Source organism: Enterococcus sp. DIV0436a (genome assembly GCF_051711605.1).
In the GTDB taxonomy this organism is placed as follows: domain Bacteria; phylum Bacillota; class Bacilli; order Lactobacillales; family Enterococcaceae; genus Enterococcus_B; species Enterococcus_B faecium.
This window is the reverse complement of the sequence record NZ_JBIONA010000001.1, coordinates 1,046,372-1,068,869: the sequence shown is the minus strand read 5'-3', so window position 1 is coordinate 1,068,869 and position 22,498 is coordinate 1,046,372. Positions and strand designations below refer to the sequence as shown.

18 protein-coding genes and 2 pseudogenes are annotated in these 22,498 nt (G+C 38.6%); 5 read left to right on the top strand and 15 right to left on the bottom strand.

The genetic code is table 11. The features are described from left to right. Positions 1 to 281 precede the first annotated feature (281 nt). Both IGL15_RS05110 and IGL15_RS05105 read right to left on the bottom strand, forming a co-directional pair. A complete protein-coding gene (locus IGL15_RS05110; protein WP_002306264.1) occupies positions 282 to 1,172 on the bottom strand; it encodes a phosphate ABC transporter substrate-binding protein PstS family protein in 891 nt (296 codons plus the stop codon). A 196-nt stretch (positions 1,173 to 1,368) separates the two neighbouring features. Continuing rightward, positions 1,369 to 1,851, bottom strand: a complete 483-nt coding sequence (locus tag IGL15_RS05105; RefSeq protein ID WP_002305696.1) for a hypothetical protein — start codon at positions 1,849 to 1,851, stop codon at positions 1,369 to 1,371. 207 nt (positions 1,852 to 2,058) lie between these two features. Between IGL15_RS05105 and IGL15_RS05100 the strand changes: the two genes are divergently transcribed. Further along, on the top strand, positions 2,059 to 2,424 hold the full coding sequence (locus IGL15_RS05100) for a hypothetical protein (RefSeq protein WP_002289810.1): 366 nt from the start codon (positions 2,059 to 2,061) through the stop codon (positions 2,422 to 2,424). A gap of 61 nt (positions 2,425 to 2,485) precedes the next feature. Here the strand turns inward: IGL15_RS05100 and IGL15_RS05095 are convergent, their stop codons facing one another. Next, the gene (locus IGL15_RS05095; protein ID WP_002294835.1) at positions 2,486 to 3,055 is read right to left on the bottom strand and encodes a prevent-host-death protein; all 570 of its coding nucleotides are present in this window, start codon (positions 3,053 to 3,055) and stop codon (positions 2,486 to 2,488) included. A gap of 73 nt (positions 3,056 to 3,128) precedes the next feature. Next, the gene (locus IGL15_RS05090; protein WP_104765658.1) at positions 3,129 to 4,421 is read right to left on the bottom strand and encodes a hypothetical protein; all 1,293 of its coding nucleotides are present in this window, start codon (positions 4,419 to 4,421) and stop codon (positions 3,129 to 3,131) included. 257 nt (positions 4,422 to 4,678) lie between these two features. Between IGL15_RS05090 and IGL15_RS05085 the strand changes: the two genes are divergently transcribed. Together IGL15_RS05085 and IGL15_RS05080 are read left to right on the top strand one after the other, a co-directional pair. Next, the gene (locus IGL15_RS05085; RefSeq protein ID WP_002303094.1) at positions 4,679 to 5,623 is read left to right on the top strand and encodes an AAA family ATPase; all 945 of its coding nucleotides are present in this window, start codon (positions 4,679 to 4,681) and stop codon (positions 5,621 to 5,623) included. Between the two features lie 13 nt (positions 5,624 to 5,636). Next, positions 5,637 to 6,146 (top strand): annotated as a pseudogene (locus IGL15_RS05080) (DUF58 domain-containing protein); the annotation flags it as partial. A gap of 38 nt (positions 6,147 to 6,184) precedes the next feature. On the opposite strand, the gene IGL15_RS05075 reads toward IGL15_RS05080, so the two are convergent. Then, the gene (locus IGL15_RS05075) at positions 6,185 to 7,552 is read right to left on the bottom strand and encodes an ISL3 family transposase (protein WP_043921381.1); all 1,368 of its coding nucleotides are present in this window, start codon (positions 7,550 to 7,552) and stop codon (positions 6,185 to 6,187) included. A 99-nt stretch (positions 7,553 to 7,651) separates the two neighbouring features. Here IGL15_RS05075 and IGL15_RS05070 point away from each other — a divergent pair. Further along, a pseudogene (locus IGL15_RS05070) lies at positions 7,652 to 8,227 on the top strand (DUF58 domain-containing protein); the annotation flags it as partial. Further along, positions 8,217 to 10,388: a transglutaminase domain-containing protein gene (locus IGL15_RS05065; RefSeq protein WP_104765656.1), complete on the top strand. Its 2,172-nt coding sequence runs from the start codon at positions 8,217 to 8,219 to the stop codon at positions 10,386 to 10,388. The pseudogene IGL15_RS05070 and the gene IGL15_RS05065, both read left to right, overlap by 11 nt. 111 nt (positions 10,389 to 10,499) lie before the next feature. Here IGL15_RS05065 and copB read toward each other — a convergent pair whose 3' ends face one another. From copB to IGL15_RS05015, 10 genes are all read right to left on the bottom strand, one after another. Continuing rightward, positions 10,500 to 12,671: a copper/silver-translocating P-type ATPase CopB gene (copB, locus tag IGL15_RS05060; RefSeq protein WP_104765655.1), complete on the bottom strand. Its 2,172-nt coding sequence runs from the start codon at positions 12,669 to 12,671 to the stop codon at positions 10,500 to 10,502. 19 nt (positions 12,672 to 12,690) lie between these two features. Continuing rightward, positions 12,691 to 14,877 (bottom strand): heavy metal translocating P-type ATPase, encoded by a 2,187-nt coding sequence (locus IGL15_RS05055; RefSeq protein ID WP_061605153.1) that lies wholly within the window; start codon positions 14,875 to 14,877, stop codon positions 12,691 to 12,693. Further along, positions 14,877 to 15,086 carry a copper chaperone CopZ gene (copZ, locus tag IGL15_RS05050; protein ID WP_002289040.1) on the bottom strand — a complete coding sequence of 70 codons (210 nt, stop codon included), beginning with the start codon at positions 15,084 to 15,086 and terminating at the stop codon, positions 14,877 to 14,879. Before copZ ends, IGL15_RS05055 begins: the two co-directional genes overlap by 1 nt. Before the next feature lie 12 nt (positions 15,087 to 15,098). Next, entirely contained in the window at positions 15,099 to 15,539 is a 441-nt protein-coding gene (locus tag IGL15_RS05045) for a CopY/TcrY family copper transport repressor (RefSeq protein WP_002294855.1), read from the bottom strand. 73 nt (positions 15,540 to 15,612) lie between these two features. Beyond that, positions 15,613 to 16,152, bottom strand: a complete 540-nt coding sequence (locus IGL15_RS05040; RefSeq protein ID WP_104765654.1) for a topology modulation protein — start codon at positions 16,150 to 16,152, stop codon at positions 15,613 to 15,615. A gap of 531 nt (positions 16,153 to 16,683) precedes the next feature. Further along, positions 16,684 to 18,150 carry an APC family permease gene (locus IGL15_RS05035; protein ID WP_002288779.1) on the bottom strand — a complete coding sequence of 489 codons (1,467 nt, stop codon included), beginning with the start codon at positions 18,148 to 18,150 and terminating at the stop codon, positions 16,684 to 16,686. Positions 18,151 to 18,460: 310 nt separating this feature from the next. Next, positions 18,461 to 20,542, bottom strand: a complete 2,082-nt coding sequence (locus IGL15_RS05030) for a heavy metal translocating P-type ATPase (RefSeq protein ID WP_010829589.1) — start codon at positions 20,540 to 20,542, stop codon at positions 18,461 to 18,463. 524 nt (positions 20,543 to 21,066) lie between these two features. After that, on the bottom strand, positions 21,067 to 21,426 hold the full coding sequence (locus tag IGL15_RS05025) for a YccF domain-containing protein (RefSeq protein ID WP_002288776.1): 360 nt from the start codon (positions 21,424 to 21,426) through the stop codon (positions 21,067 to 21,069). Between the two features lie 29 nt (positions 21,427 to 21,455). Then, positions 21,456 to 21,797, bottom strand: a complete 342-nt coding sequence (locus IGL15_RS05020) for a hypothetical protein (RefSeq protein ID WP_104765628.1) — start codon at positions 21,795 to 21,797, stop codon at positions 21,456 to 21,458. After that, positions 21,794 to 22,468 (bottom strand): SGNH/GDSL hydrolase family protein, encoded by a 675-nt coding sequence (locus IGL15_RS05015; RefSeq protein ID WP_104765629.1) that lies wholly within the window; start codon positions 22,466 to 22,468, stop codon positions 21,794 to 21,796. Before IGL15_RS05015 ends, IGL15_RS05020 begins: the two co-directional genes overlap by 4 nt. Between the last annotated feature and the right edge of the window lie 30 nt (positions 22,469 to 22,498).

Here is a 22,498-nt window from a genome sequence, read left to right as displayed (position 1 = left end):
TCTCCTATCCAGTATAGAACAGATATGGAAAGTGTTCCTCACATTAAGCTTGCAAACACCTTTCATTCCTGTCATATAGCAAAAAAAAAGCTACGACAGTTCTATGTCGTAGCTCTTTTTTCGAATAAACGGTGTTCAATCAGCTGACCCTCGGTATTAGCTCAAAAAACGGCAAAATATGAGGAACTATTTTTCACAATTAAAGGAAAAATGTATATGTGGGGAAACATAGTTGATTTTTCCTTAATAGTAACGACTACCGTAGTATGTTTATCTGCTAGTTATTTGATATTTCCTTCGTGATCACGTTCTACTTCCATCATTGTGATCGGTAAATACCCTAATTCTTTGACAGGACCTTCTTGTATTTCTTCTGTCATCATGTAGTCTAAGAATTTTTGAACTTCAGGGGAAGGTTTTCCGTTCGTGTACATATGTTCATATGACCAGATTCCCCAGCTGTTATCTGCTACATTCTCTTCTTTTGGTTCTACACCGTCGATACTTAGTGCTTGTGTGGAATCATCGAGATATGAGAAAGCTAAATAGCTGATTGCTCCTGGTGTTTGACTTACCAGCTGCCGAACTGTTCCTGATGAATCTTGTTCTTGGGACTGTATAGGTGTGGCACCATCTAATCCCCATTTTTCAAATGTCGCGCGGGTACCGCTGCCGTTTGCACGGTTCACGACGTTGATTTTTTGATCTTTCCCGCCAACTTCCTTCCAGTTAGTGATTTTTCCTGTAAAGATATCAATCAATTCCTGTTTTGTGATATCTTTGACACCTGTATCTTTGTTGACGATTGGTGCCATCCCAACCACTGCTACTTTATGATCCACTAATTTTGAAGCATCAACTCCGTCTCTTTCTTCTGCAAATACATCAGAGTTTCCGATAGTAACTGCTCCAGCTTCGACTTGGCTCAAACCAGTTCCGCTTCCTCCTCCTTGTACAGAGATTTGATAATTTGGATTTTCTTGTACAAAGCTTTCTTGTGCTGCATCGACTAACGGCTGTAATGCTGTCGAACCTACCGCAACGATTTTTACTTGTTCATTTGAGTCACTTGAATTATTTTGTGTGGCAGAGCCATCTGTATTTCCTGATCCTGAGCCGCATCCGGCTAAAAGAATTCCCATCATACCTAGAGTAAACAATACTTTTTTCATTTTATTGCTCCTTTCTTATTTACAACTAAAGTTTATCAGTCGACTGTAAATCCCACGTATGGTTGCTGTAAAAATATAGTTAAGTTATGTAAAAATCATGTAAACGTTTTTCGCATTCTTTACATAATAATAAAAAAAGCATATGAGAAACATGCATTTTACGCAGCTCATATGCTTTTTTACTGATGATCCACCATCAATAGTTATTTTTTATAGATACAGATCGTTCACTTTTTATCCTGATTTCTGTCCAGAAGTAAAAAAATGTTGCAAGAATAAATGAGGCAATTACTAAATAGAACCATGGTTTGATCGTCAAGAAATACATGGAGGAATAAGCTGAATCCTTCAATCCACTCTCGCTCAAACCATTAGGGCCGATAATCAAGCGAGGCAGCAAAGAAAACATAGATGTAAATACTAATAAGCAAGAAAAGTAAAGCAGCTGCCAATTGTAGTGATTGATCAGAGATTTTGGTAATAAGAGACCTACACTTATCACTAAATAGAAAACAGTCAAAGCTGGAAAATTCCTAGAAACCACAAATCCGCTTCCTTGGATCAGGCCTAATATCTCCGCACCTTGTACAACAGCATTTACCCATGTAAAAGGTAGCAAAACGATAGGAAAAAACCAAAAAAATAAATAAAGCCGATCGATTACTGCTTTTCTTCTCATTAACGTTCCCCCAAACTACTTTTTCTCTCATCATACTATACAATTTTCTATCTAAAAAAATTAGGGGGAAAAACTTTTTTTTTAGAGATAATGGCATGAGAGTTTATTCATTTAATCTAGAAATAATGAAAAAGTAATTGATTATTGCAGGATTCAATTTACAATAAAACTAACAAAATAATAACACTTGTTAGGTGGTGATGAAAGATGATAAAAACTTGCTGGAAAAACCTTCCATTGCTTTTATCTTTTGTTCCTTATGTGCATTTCGCCTTACTGCTTGATTTTCGTTATCATTCCGTAAGCGGGTTCATCACATTGATATTTTTATCTCTTTTTGCTGGATATTATTTTCAAAGGAACAGGCGTATTATATCTTTATTCATTGCCAATATTATATCTACTGTCACTTCCTATTTATTTTGCGCCAATTTTACTGAATGGCGTTACTTCTATCATCCTTTAAAACCGACCCAGCTGATCTTGCTTCTTGCAGGTATTTACTTAGTTCCACAAATCCTTGGGTCGTTATGGGCGGTAGCCTTATCTTATAAAAAAGCTCGGCATCCATAAAAACAAACCATATATGTACAAAGAGAAGCTACTTTCTTCTTTTTATACATATATGGTTTTCTTATAGCTCATGTAGAAAAATTTTCTTGATGATGATTTTATCCATCAATTGAGATTGACTGTTTTGCTCTCCTATGATTTCAGCTATGATTGTCCGATTTTGCGGTTTTCTTCTTAACTGGTAGTTGATTTTCCCAGTTTCCATCAACTCGCTAAGCATATCCACGACTCCGCCAAATCCGGTCTTTTTCGTAATAAAACCTAGTGCTACCATTCGTTCATCTAGATTTTTTGCTGTAATCGTCACACCAGTAATGAGCGAGTGCTGTAATGTTTGGGCCAGCTCTTCCATCCCTTCAGCATTGGATACGACGGAAGCTGTTTTGTTAATAGGTTCTTCGTTTATTTCTTTTGGTTCTTTCCTCTCCACTTTCACTGTTTGACGAAGGACATCTAGTTCTTGCAAGAGCGTTTCGTATTGTTCTTGGGTCAGCATCACGCCAGCTACTTTTTCACGATTAAATATATATACGCCAGTTCCCGCGTCTCGCGCTTGAGCAAATACATCCATCGGCGATCGTTTCACTTCTGTGATCGAAGATGTGGGAACTTCTAATTTCTTTAATTCCAATGGATTTCCTCCTTTACTAATCGCTTTTTATTATAGCACAGACTGACTTGTTTTGATCTTTTTTCCAAAGGTTTTATCGGTTTTTGCCTAACCAGTAATTGATATCGGTAAGAAGTCTTTCGATACCAAATGAAGGATGGTACAGATACGTTTTTTGATCTTCGTTATGGTCTAGTGGAAAAAAATGATCGGTGATCACTAGATCTGCATACCGAGGCGGCTTATTTCGAGTACATACATGTATAGAGATCCGTTTTCGATGTCTTAGCGTTTTGTTCAGTACCCCGGCAAGTCTTCTTGCTTCTTGGTGTTCATAGCGAAAAAAAAAGACGATTTTCACTTCAGGAGGGTGGACATCTAAATACCCTCGTTCCTGGAGTGTTTTCAGTAAAAGCATCCCCCACTCTACTGCGGGGTGTGCAAGAGCTTGTTGGATCGCTAGCCGAAATTGATATAGTTTATCTTTGGAATTGGGAAATTTTTCTAATGTTTCCTGATAATAACGAACTTCTTCTTCTATCAGCCGGTCATGGATACCAATTACGTAACGAAGCCATTCTTGGTAAAGTACTTTTGTCAGCTTTGATTTGTTTTCGCTCTCAAATTCGCTATTCAGCCAAAACAGTGAATCAAGCTTTTCAGTCACAATCGTCAATTTCCGATAGTCTTGTGTCTCTTCTATCCGTTTCCACCGCTTTTCAGTAATCTGGTTACAGCTCAAGCGCAAAATTGCTAGATAATTTTTTTCTTTTATTGGCAAAATCTGCTCCTCTCTAAATAGCAATTCAGGAAACAATTCCAAGAATAGTGTTCGACTGTCTCCTAAAATCTCGATTTCTGCCGGATCCTTTCTTTGCTTCAATAATTGGATGAACATCTCAGAAAAGGACTGCTCTCCATCATCTGCAAAAAAATGCGGAAAATCTTTCAAAAAGCAAAACAGCAGATATCTTACTTTTCTTTCTGAACCAAAGATCTGTGCTTTTTTATAAGAAAAAGAAAGGTGGTACTCGCCAAACCACTTTCTCAATCGCTCTTGCGTAGAACGATCGTACTTCTGCTCGTAAGGTTCATTCAATAGCAGATTTTTCAGTAAACAAAACGGGGGTGATTGGATCAGAAAAACAAATAGGAGGTAAGGTTCGCTATATCCTTGATCATAAACTAACTGAACGGTTTTCTTATGAAGAATCAGCTGGATGGGACAGTCGCTTTCCGCCAAACGTTTCAGATGCCGATCCACTGTTTTAACATCGATTTTCAGTTCTTCAGCTAAATCAGCTTTTCGCCAGATCAAATCTTTCATTAGATTGATTAGTGAAAATAAATTCTGTGCATTTTTTGATAATAGTTTTTGCCATCTCATCGATCATTTCTCACCTGATTTCTAAACATATTGTTTGATCAAAATGGGTTCACTCCTAAAAAGATAAAAAACTCCCTTTCTATTTATTTAAATACGCAAATTTTCCTCATTATTTTTTATTTTAATCAATTTAATCGTATTCTCATTTCAAAACGAATGTACTTTAAAAAAACATAATAAAATCACTTTGCTTGTAGGATGTATTCCCTTCCATTACAATGAAATAAATAGCGATTTTATGAGAAGGTGATGTGAAAATGGAAGAAAAAATCGAAGAATCCAAACAAAAAATCGATCAGTTGATACAAGAATTAGAAAAAGCGGTCATCGGCAAACGTTCAACTATCCAATTGATGATCGTGGCCCTATTAGCAGGTGGTCATGTCTTATTCGAAGATATTCCCGGTGTAGGTAAAACGTTACTGGTCAAAGCACTAGCAAAAGCTGTACAGGGAACCTTCAGCAGAGTCCAATGTACTCCTGATCTGCTGCCTAGTGATATTCTTGGTTTTTCCGTATACAATTCACAATCAAAAGAGTTTGAATTTCGTCCGGGACCGATCTTTACCACGATCTTGTTGGCAGATGAGATCAATCGTACGACTCCTCGTACTCAGTCAGCACTTTTAGAAGCAATGGCCGAGAATCATGCAACGATCGACAACAATACATACCCTCTAGACAATCATTTTTTTGTCTTAGCTACGCAAAATCCAATCGAGTACGAAGGAACATATCCTTTGCCGGAAGCACAGCTCGATCGTTTTTTATTCCGACTACAAATCGGTTATCCTTCTTTTGATGACGAACTTTTGCTACTTTTGGATAAATTCGAAAAAGTGTTGGATAACTTAAATGAAGTATTGAACAGTTATGAAATAGAAGAAATAAAAACAAATGTGGCGAATGTCTTTGTCAGTCCCGAAGTGGCATCTTATGCCTTGCAGTTAGTGTCAGCAACAAGAAGCCATGCTGCCATCCAGCTTGGCATCAGTCCACGAGGAAGCCTTTCCTTTATTCAGGCAGCAAAAGCTTATGCTTTAATCCATGGGAGAAATTACGTCACGCCCAAAGATTTGCAGGATTTAGTTCCTTACGTGTTTTCCCATCGCCTGATTTTTTACGATCGTTCATTGAAGGAAGACGAAAAGAAACAAATCATTCATACTCTTGTTGCACAAATTCCTATTCCTGTGAGGTAGATTGAGGTAGATAATGGAAAAAATCAAAGATTATTTCATTAATTTTGTGTTATTTCTGGTATATTTCATCATTGTGCTTTTTGCTCTTGTATTCAACAATTCTTTAGGCTGGTTCTTGTTGGCCTTTTTTACTCTTTATGTATCATGGAGCTTGATTTCATTAAGCAGCTTTCTAAAGAAACTTTCGGTTACTTGTACATTGCAGCCACTCGTTTATCGCAAAAAAAGTATGCAGGTTATTTTTTCCATAGCAAAAAAGAGAACTTTTTCTTTACCTCTCCCTCGTTTACAAATCGGCTTCCCAGCAATCTTTGCAGAAAAAAAACAAGAGATTTTGATTCTTACAAATAAACCGCAAGAAGTCCAATTGCTTTGGCAGCCAAAAGAAAGAGGATGCCATGAAACATTAACTGTCATTTTTACAGCCTATGATAGTCTAGGACTTTTCAGAAAAAGTGCAAAAAGAGAGATCTCTTTTCCTGTGACTGTTCTGCCTGCTTTTTGTAAGATTCAAGCAGAAAAATGGTTCAGTATAAATTCTTGTGTAAACGGCTGTGAGATTTAGGATGCCTTTCGGGATATTTCCATTAATCGCAGAAAGAAGTATTCATCATCTGGATACCCATAACCCTTACGTCTCTCAGTCTTGATCTTATTGTTGATACCCTCAAGTTTGCCAGTTGATATCCCGTATTTGGCGAACGTGTAGATCCCTCTCAAATGGTTATTTAAGAGACGCGCAAACCAAATAAAGTGGCTATTCTCAGTTGCCTTGCAGATGTCTATGATCCCTTCAAGTCTAACGCACATTTCCACCTCGTCATGTGAGTTGTATGCCTGGTCTAGCAAGTCTTTGACGAGGTCTATTGTGAAGAAGAGCTTGTTTTCTTCCAACAGCTCGTCATACCATGCTTCATTACCGCCATAAGCCTTTATTTCTGGTGTATTGAATATTTCACCAGCAGTAGACACTAGCTTGCCTTGACGGGCATCCTCGTCCTTCTGAACTAATGTGGACCTCTTAGACATCAAGATGTAACGTGAGTTCTTAAGCAACTTAGCAGCCTCTGGAGAGCCTTCTTCAGCCAGCCGTCTTTGTTCATCCTTTCTGATCTCTGAAACCACTTTATCGTTGAAATTCTTGATAATGTGGAAGCGATCATAGACGATGTCTAGCTTGGGATAGCGCCCTTTAAAAGCTTCTTCGAAGTCTGAATTCATGTCGCAAGCCACCGCCTCAACTTTTGACATCCACTCATCGCCAACATGATCCATAAACTCGAAAACAACGGCTTTCTTCTTGCCATGGGCTAAGTAGAGAATATACCCTGTTTCCCAGTCTATGATTGCGGTGGCGTACTTATGGCCATCGTGGAGCTTAAACTCATCAATGGCTAAGTATTTTGCCTGCCTTTCAGGTTTTATGAGTGTCTTGCCATCAGTTGTAAATTTAGACAGTAGAAGAGACTTGTGAATTGACTTTACAGTCATCTTGTCCAAGCCAGTAAGCCAAGCCACTGCCTTTAGAGTAAGGCCATAGCTTAACAGTTTCTCAGTGTATTCTTTTAAAGGTTTGGTGATGCGATAACCATCAGCTTTAAAAGGGATAGACTGGCTTCTAGTGTTGAATTGGCAATCAATGTTAAGACAACGAAAACGTGCATAGGACACTCTGATATTGGTGTGTACTCCACCAATAGCGACGTGCTTAAGGGTAGATTCTAAAGACCCATTTTTAACTAGTTTTCTTGAGCAATTAGGACAGAAGGTATCACCACGCTCATCTAGCTTTCCTACAAAGGTTAATCCACCTTCATTTTGAATTGGCTCGCCAACTTGAATAAAGTCGGTAAGACCAGAATTAAAGGATAAGACACCTTTGTTAGGCATAACATCTTGAGTAGTAACTGACAGTTCTGTATAATTCATAGTAAGAAGGGCTCCCCATGTTTTTGTCGTTATTAACATTGTAAGGGACAACCCTTCTTTTTTTGTTATCTAATTTCTATTTACACAAGAATTTATACTGAACCAGAAAAATTACAGAGAGTTCTGGAAAAAAAACAGCAGCTGAACGCGTACCAAAGAGGTCTTGATTTTCGGGAACATCGCGCTTATCGTCCAGGTGATTCTTTCAACCGAATCGATTGGAAATTGTCTGCTCATACTCAAGAGTGGTTATACCGTGAATACGATTATCAAGAAGAAGAATGTTCTCCTCTTTTTTGCTTTTGGGGTTCGCCCAGTCCAAAATTTGAACCTCTGCTAGACTTGTATTTTTCTTTATGGCATTTGAGAAAAGAAAAGCAGCCGGAACTTCTGATATTAGGCAACCGCGCCTTTCATGGCAAAGACCCCGGTCATACCTATTTTGCTTCTTTGGAAGCTGGCGATGAGAAAGCTTTTTTAGCACACTTGAAAAAATATGCAAAAAAACAAATCGTCCTCTTTGTTCCTGAGAATTCTCCTGAAGTCTCAGAAGCTATTGAAACATTGTCAAAAGATCGAACGGTTTATCTTGTTTATTTCGTAGAAAAACAACTCATGGTCCAAGAAAAAGACAAGATATGTTCATTGCCAGGAGGTGAATGGATTGACGATTAAATGGGAAAAATGGCTGCGTGGCGTTTACTCCTTTGTGATACTAAGTGTAGGTGCTCCGATATTTGTAGTAGCTAATCAATTGCAAAACAGCTACCTTCTTATCCTAACTATTGGTGTCCTATGCCTTATTGTCTGCTGTATTCCTAAAAAATGGGTACGTTTGCTGCTTTCTTTGCCAGTAATGATAGGTTGTTTGTTTTTATATTTTCCTTCGAAGACATTTTCCATATTATGGATCTTACAGTTTTTTTCGTCAGTCACAGAGGAATTCTTCCATCTATCCCAAGGTAAACTTTATTATTTGCCAGAAAAGACAGCTTTTTTTCTCATAATGTTGCTGATTTATTTATTTATTACATTGACCGTGGATTACGACTATTGGTACGCACCCTTTCTTTCTTTGATGGCTTACTTCATGATGCTTACCGTTTTTCGGGAAAAAGATTTACTGTACGAAATGATTGCGGTAGTAACTGTTTTGTTCGTGTATCTGGCAGCAAGGCAATTTTTCTCCATCCGGTTGTTGTCGGGAAACACTCGATTCCAGTCATTGACTACAGTTCTGCTTATTTGTTTCTTAACTTTTAGCGCTATCTTGCCTTTATATCTTCCGAAAGTACACCAATCTCTCGAGGAAACGAGTGAACCGATCCGAGAATATCTTAATGATGAAGGGCTTTATGACACACTCCATGAGTATCAATTAACCGGAAGTGCAAGAACAGGCTTCAGTGAGAATGATGAACAGCTTGGTGGACCTTTATATGATAATGGCGAAGTTGTTTTTACAGCGAACCAAAAAGGAAATGGCTATTGGAAGATCGAAAATAAAAATCATTACACCGGTTCTGGATGGATAGAAGATCAGGACGCACCCATCCAACCAATCCAAGAATTCCCTGTTGACATCACGAGCTACCAAACCGTTATAGAAGACAAAGAAAACATTACATTGACCCTAAAAAAACAAGCTTTCTTACCTTATCCTTATGGAAATACTACCTTGACTGATTTTTCATTAGCTAGTGGACAAACGCTTTACTATTTGCCTGAAAGCCAGCGATTCATTCCTGTCCCGAATGAATCGACACGTTCTGCAACTTTACAAACAGAAAGGTTAGTTTTTACGAGAGAAGAATTAAAAAGCAGTCAGTTAAAAGCTGATGATTTAGAAAATCAGCAGACAAATCTTCAATTGCCAAAAAGTTTGCCTAAACGTATTGAGGACTTGGCGGTCGAATTGACCAAAAATGAAGCAACTTTAATTCGTAAAGTCGAAGCTGTCGAACAGTATTTAAAAACAAGCGGAAATTTCCGCTATTCCAAAACGGATACCGGGCATACTCCGAAAGAACACGATTATGTGGATTATTTCCTCTTTGATTCAAAAGTCGGCTATTGTGACAACTTTTCAACTTCTATGGTCGTCCTTCTTCGAACACTTGGTATCCCAGCTCGCTGGACAAAAGGTTTTACAAATGGGCTCAGAACAGGCACAGATAATCAAGGGAATGAGGAATACAGCATTCTCAATAGTCATGCTCATTCTTGGCCAGAGGTATACTTTCCTGGATTTGGCTGGCTTCCATTTGAACCAACCCCTTCATTTGCCAATCCAATGGGTTCACAACCAGTTGCTGAAACAACCGAAACCGTCCAGCCTGCTATCGAACAACCAAATGAAAGCGAAAATATGGCAGAAACTATTTCCAGTGAGAGATCTGAGGTCATTCCATCAGAAGAAACAACACTCACACCAGCTTATAAAATCGTCTTATTCAGCCTTGGGGTGTGTTTATCCGTCTTGTTGTTCTTTCTATTGTTATTCAGAAAATCTCTGCGCTGGACAAGTTATCTTATCTATCTTCATTTTTTTGCTTCTACTAATACGATTGCATATCAAAAACTTCTTAACCATTTGGAAACATTGGTACCGCGCAAACCCGCAGAATCTTTGCAGGAATATAGCCTGCGAATAGAACAAGAATTCAAGCTAGATCTGCGTTTCATTCGATTAACTACTCAATATGAAGCAGAAATATATGGACGACAAGCAGATCCGGTAAAATTCGATAAAAAAACCTATTTAGAAATTACGCATATAATAAGAAAAACGGTATACAAAAAAGTTCTGACAAAAGGGAGCCGCTTCAAAAAATAAGATAAAATTTCTGGAGAATCTACTTCTGGAATGCCGAGAACCAGCTGATTGAGTATCGATTATTCGAAAAAAAGGTTGTGACAAAAAACGTGTCACAACCTTTTTTCATTATTATTTGATTTTCAATGTCAAAGCATTTAGAGCTACAACTACCGTACTTAACGACATCAAGACAGCACCAACTGCTGGACTTAATATAATACCAATTGGCGCAAGAATTCCGGCTGCTAGCGGAATTGCAAGAATATTGTAACCTGCCCCCCACCAGAGGTTCTGAATCATTTTCTTTCGCGTTTGCTTGGCTAGATCAAGGAAATGCAAAATATCTTTTGGATCGCTGTTTGTCAATACGACATCCGCAGAATCGATTGCGATATCTGTCCCTGCACCGATTGCCATCCCGATTGAAGCACGGGCTAAACTTGGCGCATCATTGATCCCATCACCCACCATGATTACTTTTTTCCCTTGGTCAAGGTATTTCTGGACAACAGCTTCTTTATCATCTGGTAATAAACCGCCATAATATTCTTCGATCCCTAAATAATCTGCTACTGCTTGGGCAGCGTTTTTATTGTCACCAGTAAGCATGACAGGAGTGATTTTTCTTTCTTTCAATGTTCGGATAAATTCTTTTGCTTCTGTTTTTACTACGTCACCTAAAGCAACGATTGCAGCTAGATGATTTTCTAAAATCAGGAAGCTGATGGTATTTCCTTGTTCTTGGTAAGGTTTCAATAATGCTTGTTCTACGTTTAATCCGAGACGCTCAACTTCTTTTTCATTAACTATTTTCACTTGTTGGTTTTTGACTGTTGCCTCTAGCCCAACTCCTGAAAGATTTTTTAGATTTTCGGCTTGATAAGGCTTGATTTCATGTTCTTTCAAATAATTCATAATGCCAACAGCCAATGGATGATTGGCATTCGCTTCCAATGCTCCTAAATATTGAAGGATTTCATTTTTATTGAACGCATCATCAAGTACTTCGACACCCGTTACAGTAAATTTTCCTTCTGTTAGTGTTCCTGTTTTGTCCAGCATGATCACATCTAGATCATTGGCTTGCTCCAGTGCATTGCGGTTTTTCAAAAGTAATCCGTTTTTAGCTGCTATTGATGTAGAGCGAGCAACAACTAATGGGATAGCTAAACCTAGAGCATGAGGACAGGCGATGATAAAGACTGTTACCATACGTTCTAATGCATTAGGAAGATCTGTCAAGAACAACCAGGCGATGAATGCCAGGATACCCACAATTAATGCGACATAAAACAGCCATTTTGCCACTTTGTCAGATAATGACTCTAGCTTGGATTTTTCTCCTTGTGCTTTTCGCACCATTTCCATAACCTTCGCTAGATAACCATTTTCACCAGTTCCAGTTACTTCGATTTCGATCGTTCCATCCCCATTGATAGAACCGCCAATCACTTTGTCATTGGCTTGTTTTTTGATTCCTCTTGATTCGCCAGTCACAGCTGATTCGTCAACAATTGTTTCACCTTTCAAGATTACACCATCTGTTGGCATTTTATCACCAGACCGGACGATCAAACGATCACCTTCGTTTACTTCTTTCAATGAAACTGTCTCTTCTTTTCCATCTTTCGTCAAGCGTTTCACTGATTCTGGCAGTAATTCTGCTAGTTTTTGTAAAGCATTGCTGGCATTCGACACAGCATTCATTTCAATCCAGTGACCTAGTAGCATAATAACGATCAAAGTAGCTAATTCCCAGAAGAAATCCATGACGTGCGTATGAGGATTGAGCAGATTCGCGATAAACGAATAGACACTATAAATATATGCAACTGTAATCCCCATCGCGATCAGCGTCATCATAGCAGGACTTTTTTGTTTCAATTCCATTTTTGCCCCGCTTAAAAATGGTTGTCCGCCATAGATAAACAGTATAGTTGCTAAGATCAGTACGAGCCAATCAGAACCAGGAAACGTTACTTGAAATGGAAATTCCATTCCCATCATTGGTGAAAAAAGAATGATTGGGATAGCTAGGATAAGCGATAGCCAAAATTTTTGCTTGAAATTCCCCATGTGCATGGAATGATCCATGCCGCCGTGTTCGTGATCCATGTGCATCGAATGGTCCATTTGTTTGCTGTTTGCTATATCTCCATGGTTATGTCCCATGTGCATGGAATGGTCCATCTGGCTATGGTCATGCTTCATCTCCATCTGTTTTTCAGGAGATTCTGTACTTTCTTTGTTTACTACTTCTTTTTTATGTTCATGTTTTTTCTCCATATCGTTCCCATTCATTTTTACTCCATCCCTTCTCTTACTTTTTCATGTGTCGATTTAAGCTCAGGGAGTTCAACAATACACTGACAGAACTAAACGCCATCGCTCCTCCTGCAATGATTGGATTCAAAAAGCCTAGTGCGGCAAAAGGAATACCAATCGTATTATAGACAAAAGCCCAGAAAAGATTTTGTTTGATTTTTCTCAATGTCACCCTAGACAACTCGATTGTTTGTGCAATGGATGCCAAACTGCTACTCATCAGCGTCACATCGGCTGTTTCCATCGCGATGTCCGTTCCACTTCCCATTGCCATACCAACATCAGCTAATGCTAAAGCCGGTGCATCATTGATTCCATCGCCTGCCATACCGACTTTTTTGCCATCTTTCTGAAGTTTTTCTACGTAGGCTGCTTTATCTTCTGGAAGTACTTCAGCAAAGATATGCTTTGGATCAATACCAACTTGTTTACCAATCGTTTCGGCTGCCAGTTTGTTGTCTCCTGTCAGCATAAAAACATCTAATCCTTTATTCTGGAGCTGCTTGATTGCTTGTTTGGCTTCTAGTTTGATTTGATCAGCCACGGCAATCAACCCGATCACTTGCTTTTCATCAGCTAAAAACATGACTGTTTTTCCCTGCTGTTCTAATTCTAACGCGTGTTCTTGGTATTCATCAAATGATAGGTTCAATTCAATTAATCGTTTACGTGTACCCGCAAAATAGCGTACTCCATTAATCGTACCGCTGATCCCAGCACCTGGGTGGGCTGTAAAATCAATCATATCGTATGTTGCTGCTTCTTGCAGTTTTCCGTATTCCACGATTGCTTTACCTAGTGGATGTTCAGAAGCTTGTTCTAAAGTATAAAAAATAGATAGGACTTCTTTTGAACCGACTAGATCTGTAACTTTGGGCTTTCCTTCTGTAATCGTTCCAGTTTTATCCAAAACAATGCTGTCTAAGTGAGCAGCTGCTTCTAATGCTTCTCCGCCTTTAATTAAAATTCCATTTCGTGCACCAACACCCGTTCCTACCATAATAGCTGTTGGGGTCGCTAAACCTAATGCACATGGACACGCAATGACTAATACAGAGACACTATGGATCAATGCGAGTTGCCAATCACCAGTGATCAAACCTGTAGCTATGAGCGTGATAAACGCGATGACTAATACGATCGGAACAAAAATCCCTGAGATCCGATCTGCGATTTTTTGGATTGGGGCTTTGCTCCCTTGAGCATCTTCCACCATTTGAATGATTTGCGCTAATACTGTCTGCTTGCCGACTTGTGTGACTTCCATGTGTAGCAGACCATTCGTATTGATTGTCCCGCCAAAAAGCGTGTCATCCGGATTCTTTTCTACAGGAAGATTTTCACCAGTAAGCATACTTTCATCTATCGCACTGCTTCCTGAAATAATTCGACCATCTGCTGGAATCTGCTCACCAGGACGGATGACTAGTTGATCACCAACGACTACTTCTTCAATCGCTAACGTTTCTTCTTTCCCGTTTCTTATCACTTGGGCGGTTTTTGTTTGAAGAGACATCAATTGTTTAATTGCATTACCTGTTTTCGTTTTTGCTGTATGTTCCAAATATTTGCCGAGCAAAATCAGCGTGATGATCATACTGCTGCTTTCAAAATAAAGATCTTGGGGGTGTCCACGGAAAAATCCGTTGTAAATGCTCAATGCAAAGGCAGCCGATGTTCCAATTGCTACCAATACATCCATATTTGGTGCTTTCGTCTTGATTGCATGGTACGCACCTTTATAAAAACGAGCACCGACATAAAATTGGACAGGAGCAGACAGCACTAACTGGACGATTGGAAAATGAAAAAAGTGAACAATCGCCGCATGGCTTCCTAACATCATAGCAATCATTGACAACATCAACGGCAAAGTCAAAACCGTACTCAATATAAGATCGAATAGCATTTTTTTCAAATACGCTTGCTTTTCTTCTGCAATTTTTTGTTTGTGGGCTTCATCGTACAAAATTGCACCATAACCGATGTTTTCTACGCTTTGGATTAATTTTTCAGTGGTCGTCCCTTCATATTTGACACTTGCTTTTTCAGTGGCCAAGTTGACTGTGGCATTGACCACACCAGGTTGTCCGTTCAGCTCTTTTTCGATCCTAGCAGAACAATTTGCACAAGTCATACCTGTAATGACGAACGTATCCATTTTGGTTTCTGCTGTTGCCATCAAATCACCTCTGCTTTATAACCCAATCCATTGATTGCTTGACAAATCTTTTCGGATTGAACTTTTGTTTCATCAAACTTGACCGTACCGTTTGCTTTTTTCAAATTTACTTTCACTTTTTGCACGCCGTCAAGTGCGCTTACTGTTTCTTCTACTCTTGCTGCACAATGATTGCAGCTCATACCTTCGATTGAAAATTGTTGTTTCATTTTTTCTTCCTCCTATTGATGTTGTTTACATTCACATTGACCTGGGATACAGTTACATTCGATCGTATCTACTGGTTGCTTTTGTTCCAGTTGTTTCAAAATCTCATTGATATCTTCTTGAGTCAAAGTGGCTTCTTCTACTAGATCCGCAATCGTCTCTCCAATCCTTTTTGCACAGATATGGGAAAAAAGATTTTCCGTCGCACTGCGAACTGTTTCCATCTCCGAGACAGCTGGATGATAAATGAATTTTTTTCCTTCTTGTTCTGTCCAGATCACTTCTTTTTTTACCAAACGTCCCAGCAAAGTTTTGATCGTTGCTGGTTTCCAATCCATCGAATCAGCTAAGATCTGCGTGATTTCTTGGGCTGTCGTCTGTCCAAGTGTCCAAATAACACGCATGATCTCCCACTCTGAATCACTGATCTTTACTGGCGTTTTGACTTTTTCCATTTATTTCACACCTTTCGTTTACAAATGTAATCATTAGCTTATGAATACAGATTACACTTGTAAACAAAAACTGTCAATTATTTTTGCTCTCTATTTTCAATTTAGTTAAAAATTCTTGTTTCTCTCGTCTTGTTTTAAGGATGATCAGTTTATTTCTTGCATTAGCTACTTGGATCAGCTGCTGTATTTTTGGTTCATTGTTTTCTTCAAAATGCCAGATAAAAGATAAAAATTCTAAGTATTCCCTGTTTAGTTTCTCCGAAAATGATTCAGGCATATCTGGCCGAGATTTTTTGTTTATCTTTCTTTTTAGAGAACGCCAAACTACTCGGTAGATGGCGAGATAACGCGGCACTTTAAGCCAAATGATCTTATCTGCTTCTTTAATCCTTTCCTCTAACGTAGAAGTATAATTTCCTTCAACGATCCATGACGGATTAGATACCATAAACGATTGCTGTTCTTGCAAAAACCACTTTTTTGCCTGAATACTGTAGTCTGTTGTATGCCATAAAAGGTCTAGCGGCAGTAGCGGAAAGCCGGTGATTTCTTTGATATTCCTTGCGAGGGACGATTTTCCCGACCCACTTTGTCCAATCACGATGATCTTCATTCTTCTCCCTCACTTCTCTTTGGAATTTGGTTCGATCATACCACTTATAACGCCGCAAAAAAACAAGGGACTGTGACAAAAGTCGTGTCAAAGTCCCTTGTTTCGAATAAATGGTGTTCAATCAGCTGACCTTCAGCATTAGCTCAAAAAACGGCAAAATATGAGGAGCTATTTTTCCGTTTGTTTCTCTAATACTCAGGTCAAATCGCTGATTTTACAACCTCTTCCTTAAACGGTGTTCTCCTGCCAACACCTCGGTCACAAGTCACAATAGTCAACAAACATGAGAAGTTGTTTTTTGAAATTGCTCCTTGTGACTCGGAGTTAAACGGCAGGCTCACTACCTCTTTCTTAAACGGTGTTCAAAAGCTTGCATCTGCGGTAATAAGCCCAGTCAAACGAAAAATATGAGGGGCTATTTTTGTTTGGCTGTTCTTATTACTTGATGAAGGACAGCTTTTTCACAACCTCTGATTCACGGTGTTCCAGAAGTAGCTTCTGTCACAACCTCTTGTAACAAGTATTTCTATTTTAAGGCTGAACCACTGTTTCTGGTTCAGTGATTTCTTTGTTTTTGTCTCGACGAGCAATTGCTGGCAAGATCATACCTAATAAGATCAAGACGATTGGTGTGATGATATTCGTGAATAATTGGAACCACCATGCTTTAGGATCAGCAGTATAATCTACTTTTGGCACCATTCCCAGGATACATGCAAACGCAGTGAAGGCAAAGCACCAAGCACCAAAGATAAAACCGATTTTTGGATTTTTAACAAATTTATATTCAGAATTGAATTTCTTATAAGCTTTATTCAACATCATATATGCCAAGAACACCCATAGGTAACGCATTGGCATGACAACTGAGTTCAAGTTCGTCAACCATTTTACTAATTCATTCATATCTTTGATACCAAAGATCGGCAACAAAATAATGATTCCTACTAGTATACCTGTCAGAAGATAACCATTCACCAATGTACCTTTACGATTACGTTTACGTAGCCAGTTTGGTACAAATTCTGGATCCGCATCTGCTAACAAGATTTTTAGTGGTGCATCAATTGAAAAGGCTAATGCGGAGATTTGTCCAATCATGTTTGTCAATGCGTAAATGATCATCAATGAGTTACCGATACCATAGTAATTACCTAAAATTTGAAAAGCACTATATGCCCCATTTGCCATCAAGTCTTTAGGAATATTATCGCTAGCAAACAGCATACCCATTGCGACTGAGCCTAATACAGCACAAATCCCTACCATTGCTGCTAAGAAGATCATCCCTTTAGGAAATTCCTTTGCAGGATTTCTTGTAGAGTTGACATAAGGGGATATTTTTTCCGCTCCTCCAACTGCAAATACTAGCATCGAAACGGTTGTGAAATAACTGAAATCAAATGTTGGAATATATGTTTTCACTTGATTCATATGTGGTGTGGCAAATTCCATCGTTGGATTGATGAACGGTGCCGTTACAGCTAAAAGAATAAATAAGATCGACATGACGAACATCGCTGTTCCGGCCAGTCCGCCAATCACTTTCAAAGTAGAAAGTCCTTTTGTTGATAAATATAAAAAGGCAAGAAATATAATAAGTGAAATAACTGCTACCATTTGTACTGACATCGTATTTACGATATTTCCATTTCCTTGGACTGCCCAACCGCCAGCAATCAGGATTGCTTGAGGCTTTTGTGCCAAATAAGGAATATGGACGACCCAGTAAGTCCAAGCGGCATAGTATGCCAGTCGTTTATTAGATGTCGTATTTTCGACCCATGAACTGACGCCTCCTTTACTATCCTTGAAGGCTGATCCTAATTGTCCAACGATCAATGCGTATGGAATAAAATAAATGGCCAAAATCAATAGCCAAGAGGTGACAACTGATACTCCTTGCTGAGCATAGTTATTAACTACATTCCCCATGCCCCAAACCATGTTAAATGCAATTAACGCAACAGTAAACCAGCGTAATTGTTTGTTGTTCATTCGTTCTCTCCTTTATGATAAAAATTTGTTATCCAGATGTAATCATATTCAATTTTTAACAAACTTACAAGACAGTGTTATTTTATGTGTGTATTCTTTTATTTAATACACATCGTTTTTTCATATTTTTTCCATCAAAAAAATAAGTTATTTTCTTTTATTTCATTGACCTTATTGAATTTCAAGCTATTTTGAATTTTCTGTAAAATTAAAAACAATAGTTATTTTATGATTCTATCTATTTTCTTTACATTTTTCATTAAGAAAAGGATATAAAAAAAAGAGGACGTTCATTCGTCCTCTTCATTGATCAACGTTTATTTTTTACATGCAAGCTTCGCATGGCATTCAAAACAGCTAATACTGTCACCCCAACATCTGCAAATACTGCATCTCCCATTGATGCAAAACCAAAAGCACCTAAGGCAAGTACCAAAATTTTTATCCCAATAGCAAAGACAATGTTCTGTTTGACGATTTTCAATGTTTTCTTTGCTAAATGGATTGCTTCTGCAATCTTCGATGGTTGATCATTCATGATGACTACATCTGCTGCTTCAATTGCAGCATCGCTTCCCAATCCACCCATTGCGATCCCTACATCTGCTCTTGCTAGCACCGGTGCATCGTTGATTCCATCTCCGACAAATGCGGTCTTTTTATTGTTTCTTTGTAAGATTTCCTCTAACCGCTGCACTTTATCTTCTGGAAGCAATTCGCTATATATCTTGTCCACGCCTACTTGCTTCCCAATATGATCAGCAATTTTTTTCGAGTCGCCCGTCAACATGACTGTGTTCTTCACACCAGCCTGTTTTAATTGAACCAATGCGTCTACGGCATCTTCTTTCAAGGTATCTGCAATAACAAGATAACCACTGTAACTTTGATCGATCGCTAGATAAAGCAAAGTACCGATTTCTTGACTTGAAGGAAAAGAGATTTCAAATCTTTCCATCAATTTGTGATTACCTGCTAATACTTGTTTGCCATCAACTTCAGCTAAGATCCCTTCACCTGCAAATTCTTGGATATTAGTTGTTGGTAAAAGCGGACCTGCGTAGCCTTCTAAAACAGATTGAGCAATCGGATGTGTAGAAAACTGTTCTGCACTTGCAACATATTGCATAAATTTCTTTGGATCAATTCCTGTTGGATCGATCGTCTGGATCGAAAAGTCGCCTTTCGTTAATGTGCCAGTTTTATCGAATACCACTGTCTCAGTTTGTGCAAGCAACTCCAAGTAATTTGAACCTTTTACTAATACACCGATTTTACTTGCTCCTCCGATACCGCCAAAGAAACTAAGTGGCACGGAAATCACTAATGCACATGGACATGAGATCACTAAAAATGTCAATGCTCGATAGATCCATTCAGAAAACGCCGCTCCAGAAACTATTGGAGGTAAAACAGCCAATAAGACGGCCAGCCCTACAACGACTGGTGTATAATATCGCGCAAATTTGGTAATGAAATTTTCAGCTGGTGCTTTTTTGCTGCTGGCATTTTCTACTAATTCTAATAATTTACTGATGGTAGAATTTTCATAGGATTTTTCTACTTGAACTAAAAATGGTTTATTTTTATTGATAAATCCGCTTAATACTGTTTCACCAACACATACAGATTTAGGGACTGATTCTCCTGTAAGTGCTGACGTATCGACTAATGATTCTCCTTCGATGATCGTTCCATCTAACGGTACACGTTCACCAGGCTTCACAAGTACAAACTGACCGATCTGCACGTCTTCAGGGTTCACGGTCATCAATCCTTCCGTCGTCTGCACGTGAGCTGTTTCTGGACGGATCGCCATCAATTCGCGAATCGATTTTCTTGAATGACTGACTGCCAATCCTTGGAAATACTCGCCGATTTGATAAAATAGCATCACTGCTACGGCTTCTGGATATTCACCGATCAACATAGCGCCAATCGTAGCAACAGACATAAGAAAATTCTCATCAAAGATTTTTCCTTTGACGATATTCATCACTGCCTTCTTCACTACATCATATCCTATCAGCAGATAAATCAATAAATACCCTATCAAGCGAATTGGTTCATTAAAATCAAATAATAGCAATAAAGCGATACCTGCAAGGGAAAATAAAATCCGGAACAGCGTATTTCTCTCTTTTTCATTTCCATGTTCAGATACTTTTTCCTTATCTATTTCTGTTACTTTGACATCTGGTTCTAATTCCTTCACTACTTTTTTTGTTTCTTGTTCAATCGTAGCCAAATGATCTTCCTCTGCGTCAATCGTTAGTTTTCCAGAAGTGAAGTTTACCGTTGCTTCCTTGACTCCATTGATCTTCTGAACTCCTTTTTCGATTTTCATTGCACAGTTCGCACAATCTAAACCTTCTAATCTGTAACTTTTCATTTTAATGACCTCCTCGCCTCAACATATGAATATCTCTTCATAACTAATTATAAATGAACGGTTATTCATATGTCAAGGTATCCGAAAGAAAAAATGAAAAACATCTGCATCGGAAAATTTCTTCCATACAGATGTTTTGGCTTATTCTTTCTTTTTCTTTTCGATCATTGCCACTGCTCTTATCCAACCCGCACTTGCCTTCTTGATCTTGACAGGATAGCAACTAAGTTTGAAGCCTGTTGCTGGCAATTTGTCTAAATTCATTAATTTTTCGATAGGACAATATCTTTTTTCAATCCTTGTAAAATGTCCTTCCCAGATATTCGAAGCTCCACTACGCTTTCAAAAATATAGAAAGAGTTCTTTAATGAAAATTATTTCAACTTTCCATAAACAGTAATCCCATATAAATAAAAGACGTAAAAGTCACATAGGAGAACTTATACAGGAAAACGCATAGAGTCAGGTGAAATACATGTATCCCACCTGACTCTATGCGTTTTCTAACCTTTATTATTCTCTTTTTATACAATTTCTGCACCAAATGGCATCAACGCCAATCGAGCAAGTTTGAAAGATTGCTTGGCAAAAGGTATCCCTATGATCGTGATACATAGAAGGATGCCGCTGACGACATGTGCGAGAGCAATTGGTAGGCCTGAAACGATCAGCCAGATGATATTAACAATCAATGACATGCCAGACTGGTGATAAATTACTTCTTTGCCAAAAGGCGCAAAAGAAAGGGAGGCGATCTTAAAACATTGCATACCGATTGGGATACCTATGATCGTGATACACCAAAGTATCCCCGCTGCTAACCAGCTAAGACCACCGATTAGTCCGCCGAATATAAACCAGATGACATTTCCTAAACAACTCATTGTATTTCTCCTTCTATTACTGTTTTTGATTAAAACTGGGCAAAAATTGATTTTATTCTTCTTTTTTTAGCTTCCAGCATCAAGTATTCTGCAAATTTTTTTTGGATTTCTTCCGTATTTTCTTTTGTTACTAATGTGTGTTGGATTAGTTTTCCTGATGGTCGCTGATCCAATCGTTCTTCTGACTGTTGCACGTCCGCTTGCGCAAATCCGATAATCCGTTTTTCTTTTGTTACAGCAACGAGCAATAGTTTATTCTTATCACTTAGGTCAGCTGCCGTTTTTGCTTTTACGAATGATTCTGGATGATCAGTAATCAGCTGATTGATTTGAGGTAGATCTTCTTTTACTGCCCACCGTATTTCCATCATTTTTCACTTTTCTTTCGCTCATTTTTATCTCCACTAAAAAAATCGACTGCGGCAATTGCATCTATCCAGCTTTGTGCAATGATCTCATGTCCGCCAATCGTTGGGTGTACCCCATCTTCTCTTGTATATTTCGAAAAACCATAAGCAATCCCTAAAGCATTGAATATGCCATCTAAAGGAACCAGCAATGCGCCATATTCCTTAGCAAGTTTACGAACAATTTGGATTTTAGGGTCTAAGTCTTTACGCCAGCCATGACGGTCGTCGGTTATAGGAAGTACAAACGGCTCCATCAAGATGATGTTGCAGATTCCCGCTGTTTGAAGTTCATTTAGTAATTTTCGATAAACGGATTCAAATTGCTGAGCAGATTTCTCAGTTCCGAATATAGCCTGATCGCTAGTATTATGCCAGGTATCATTGATTCCGATCAAAATCGATACATAGTCAGGTTGTAAAGCTAAACAATCTTCTTGCCAGCGTACTTGCAGATCTGCAATTTTGTCTCCTCCTATCCCACGGTTCATGCATTCAAATTCCATCGTTGGATATTGGGAGATTAGTTTTCCGGCAATCAAAAGTGGATAACCTTTACCTAGATCAGTTGCTTCTGCTCGGTCTCTTCCTGCGTCTGTAATGCTATCACCGATAAATAATATACGTTTTTTCATTTGTCAAAAACTCCTTTTTGAATAAAACGA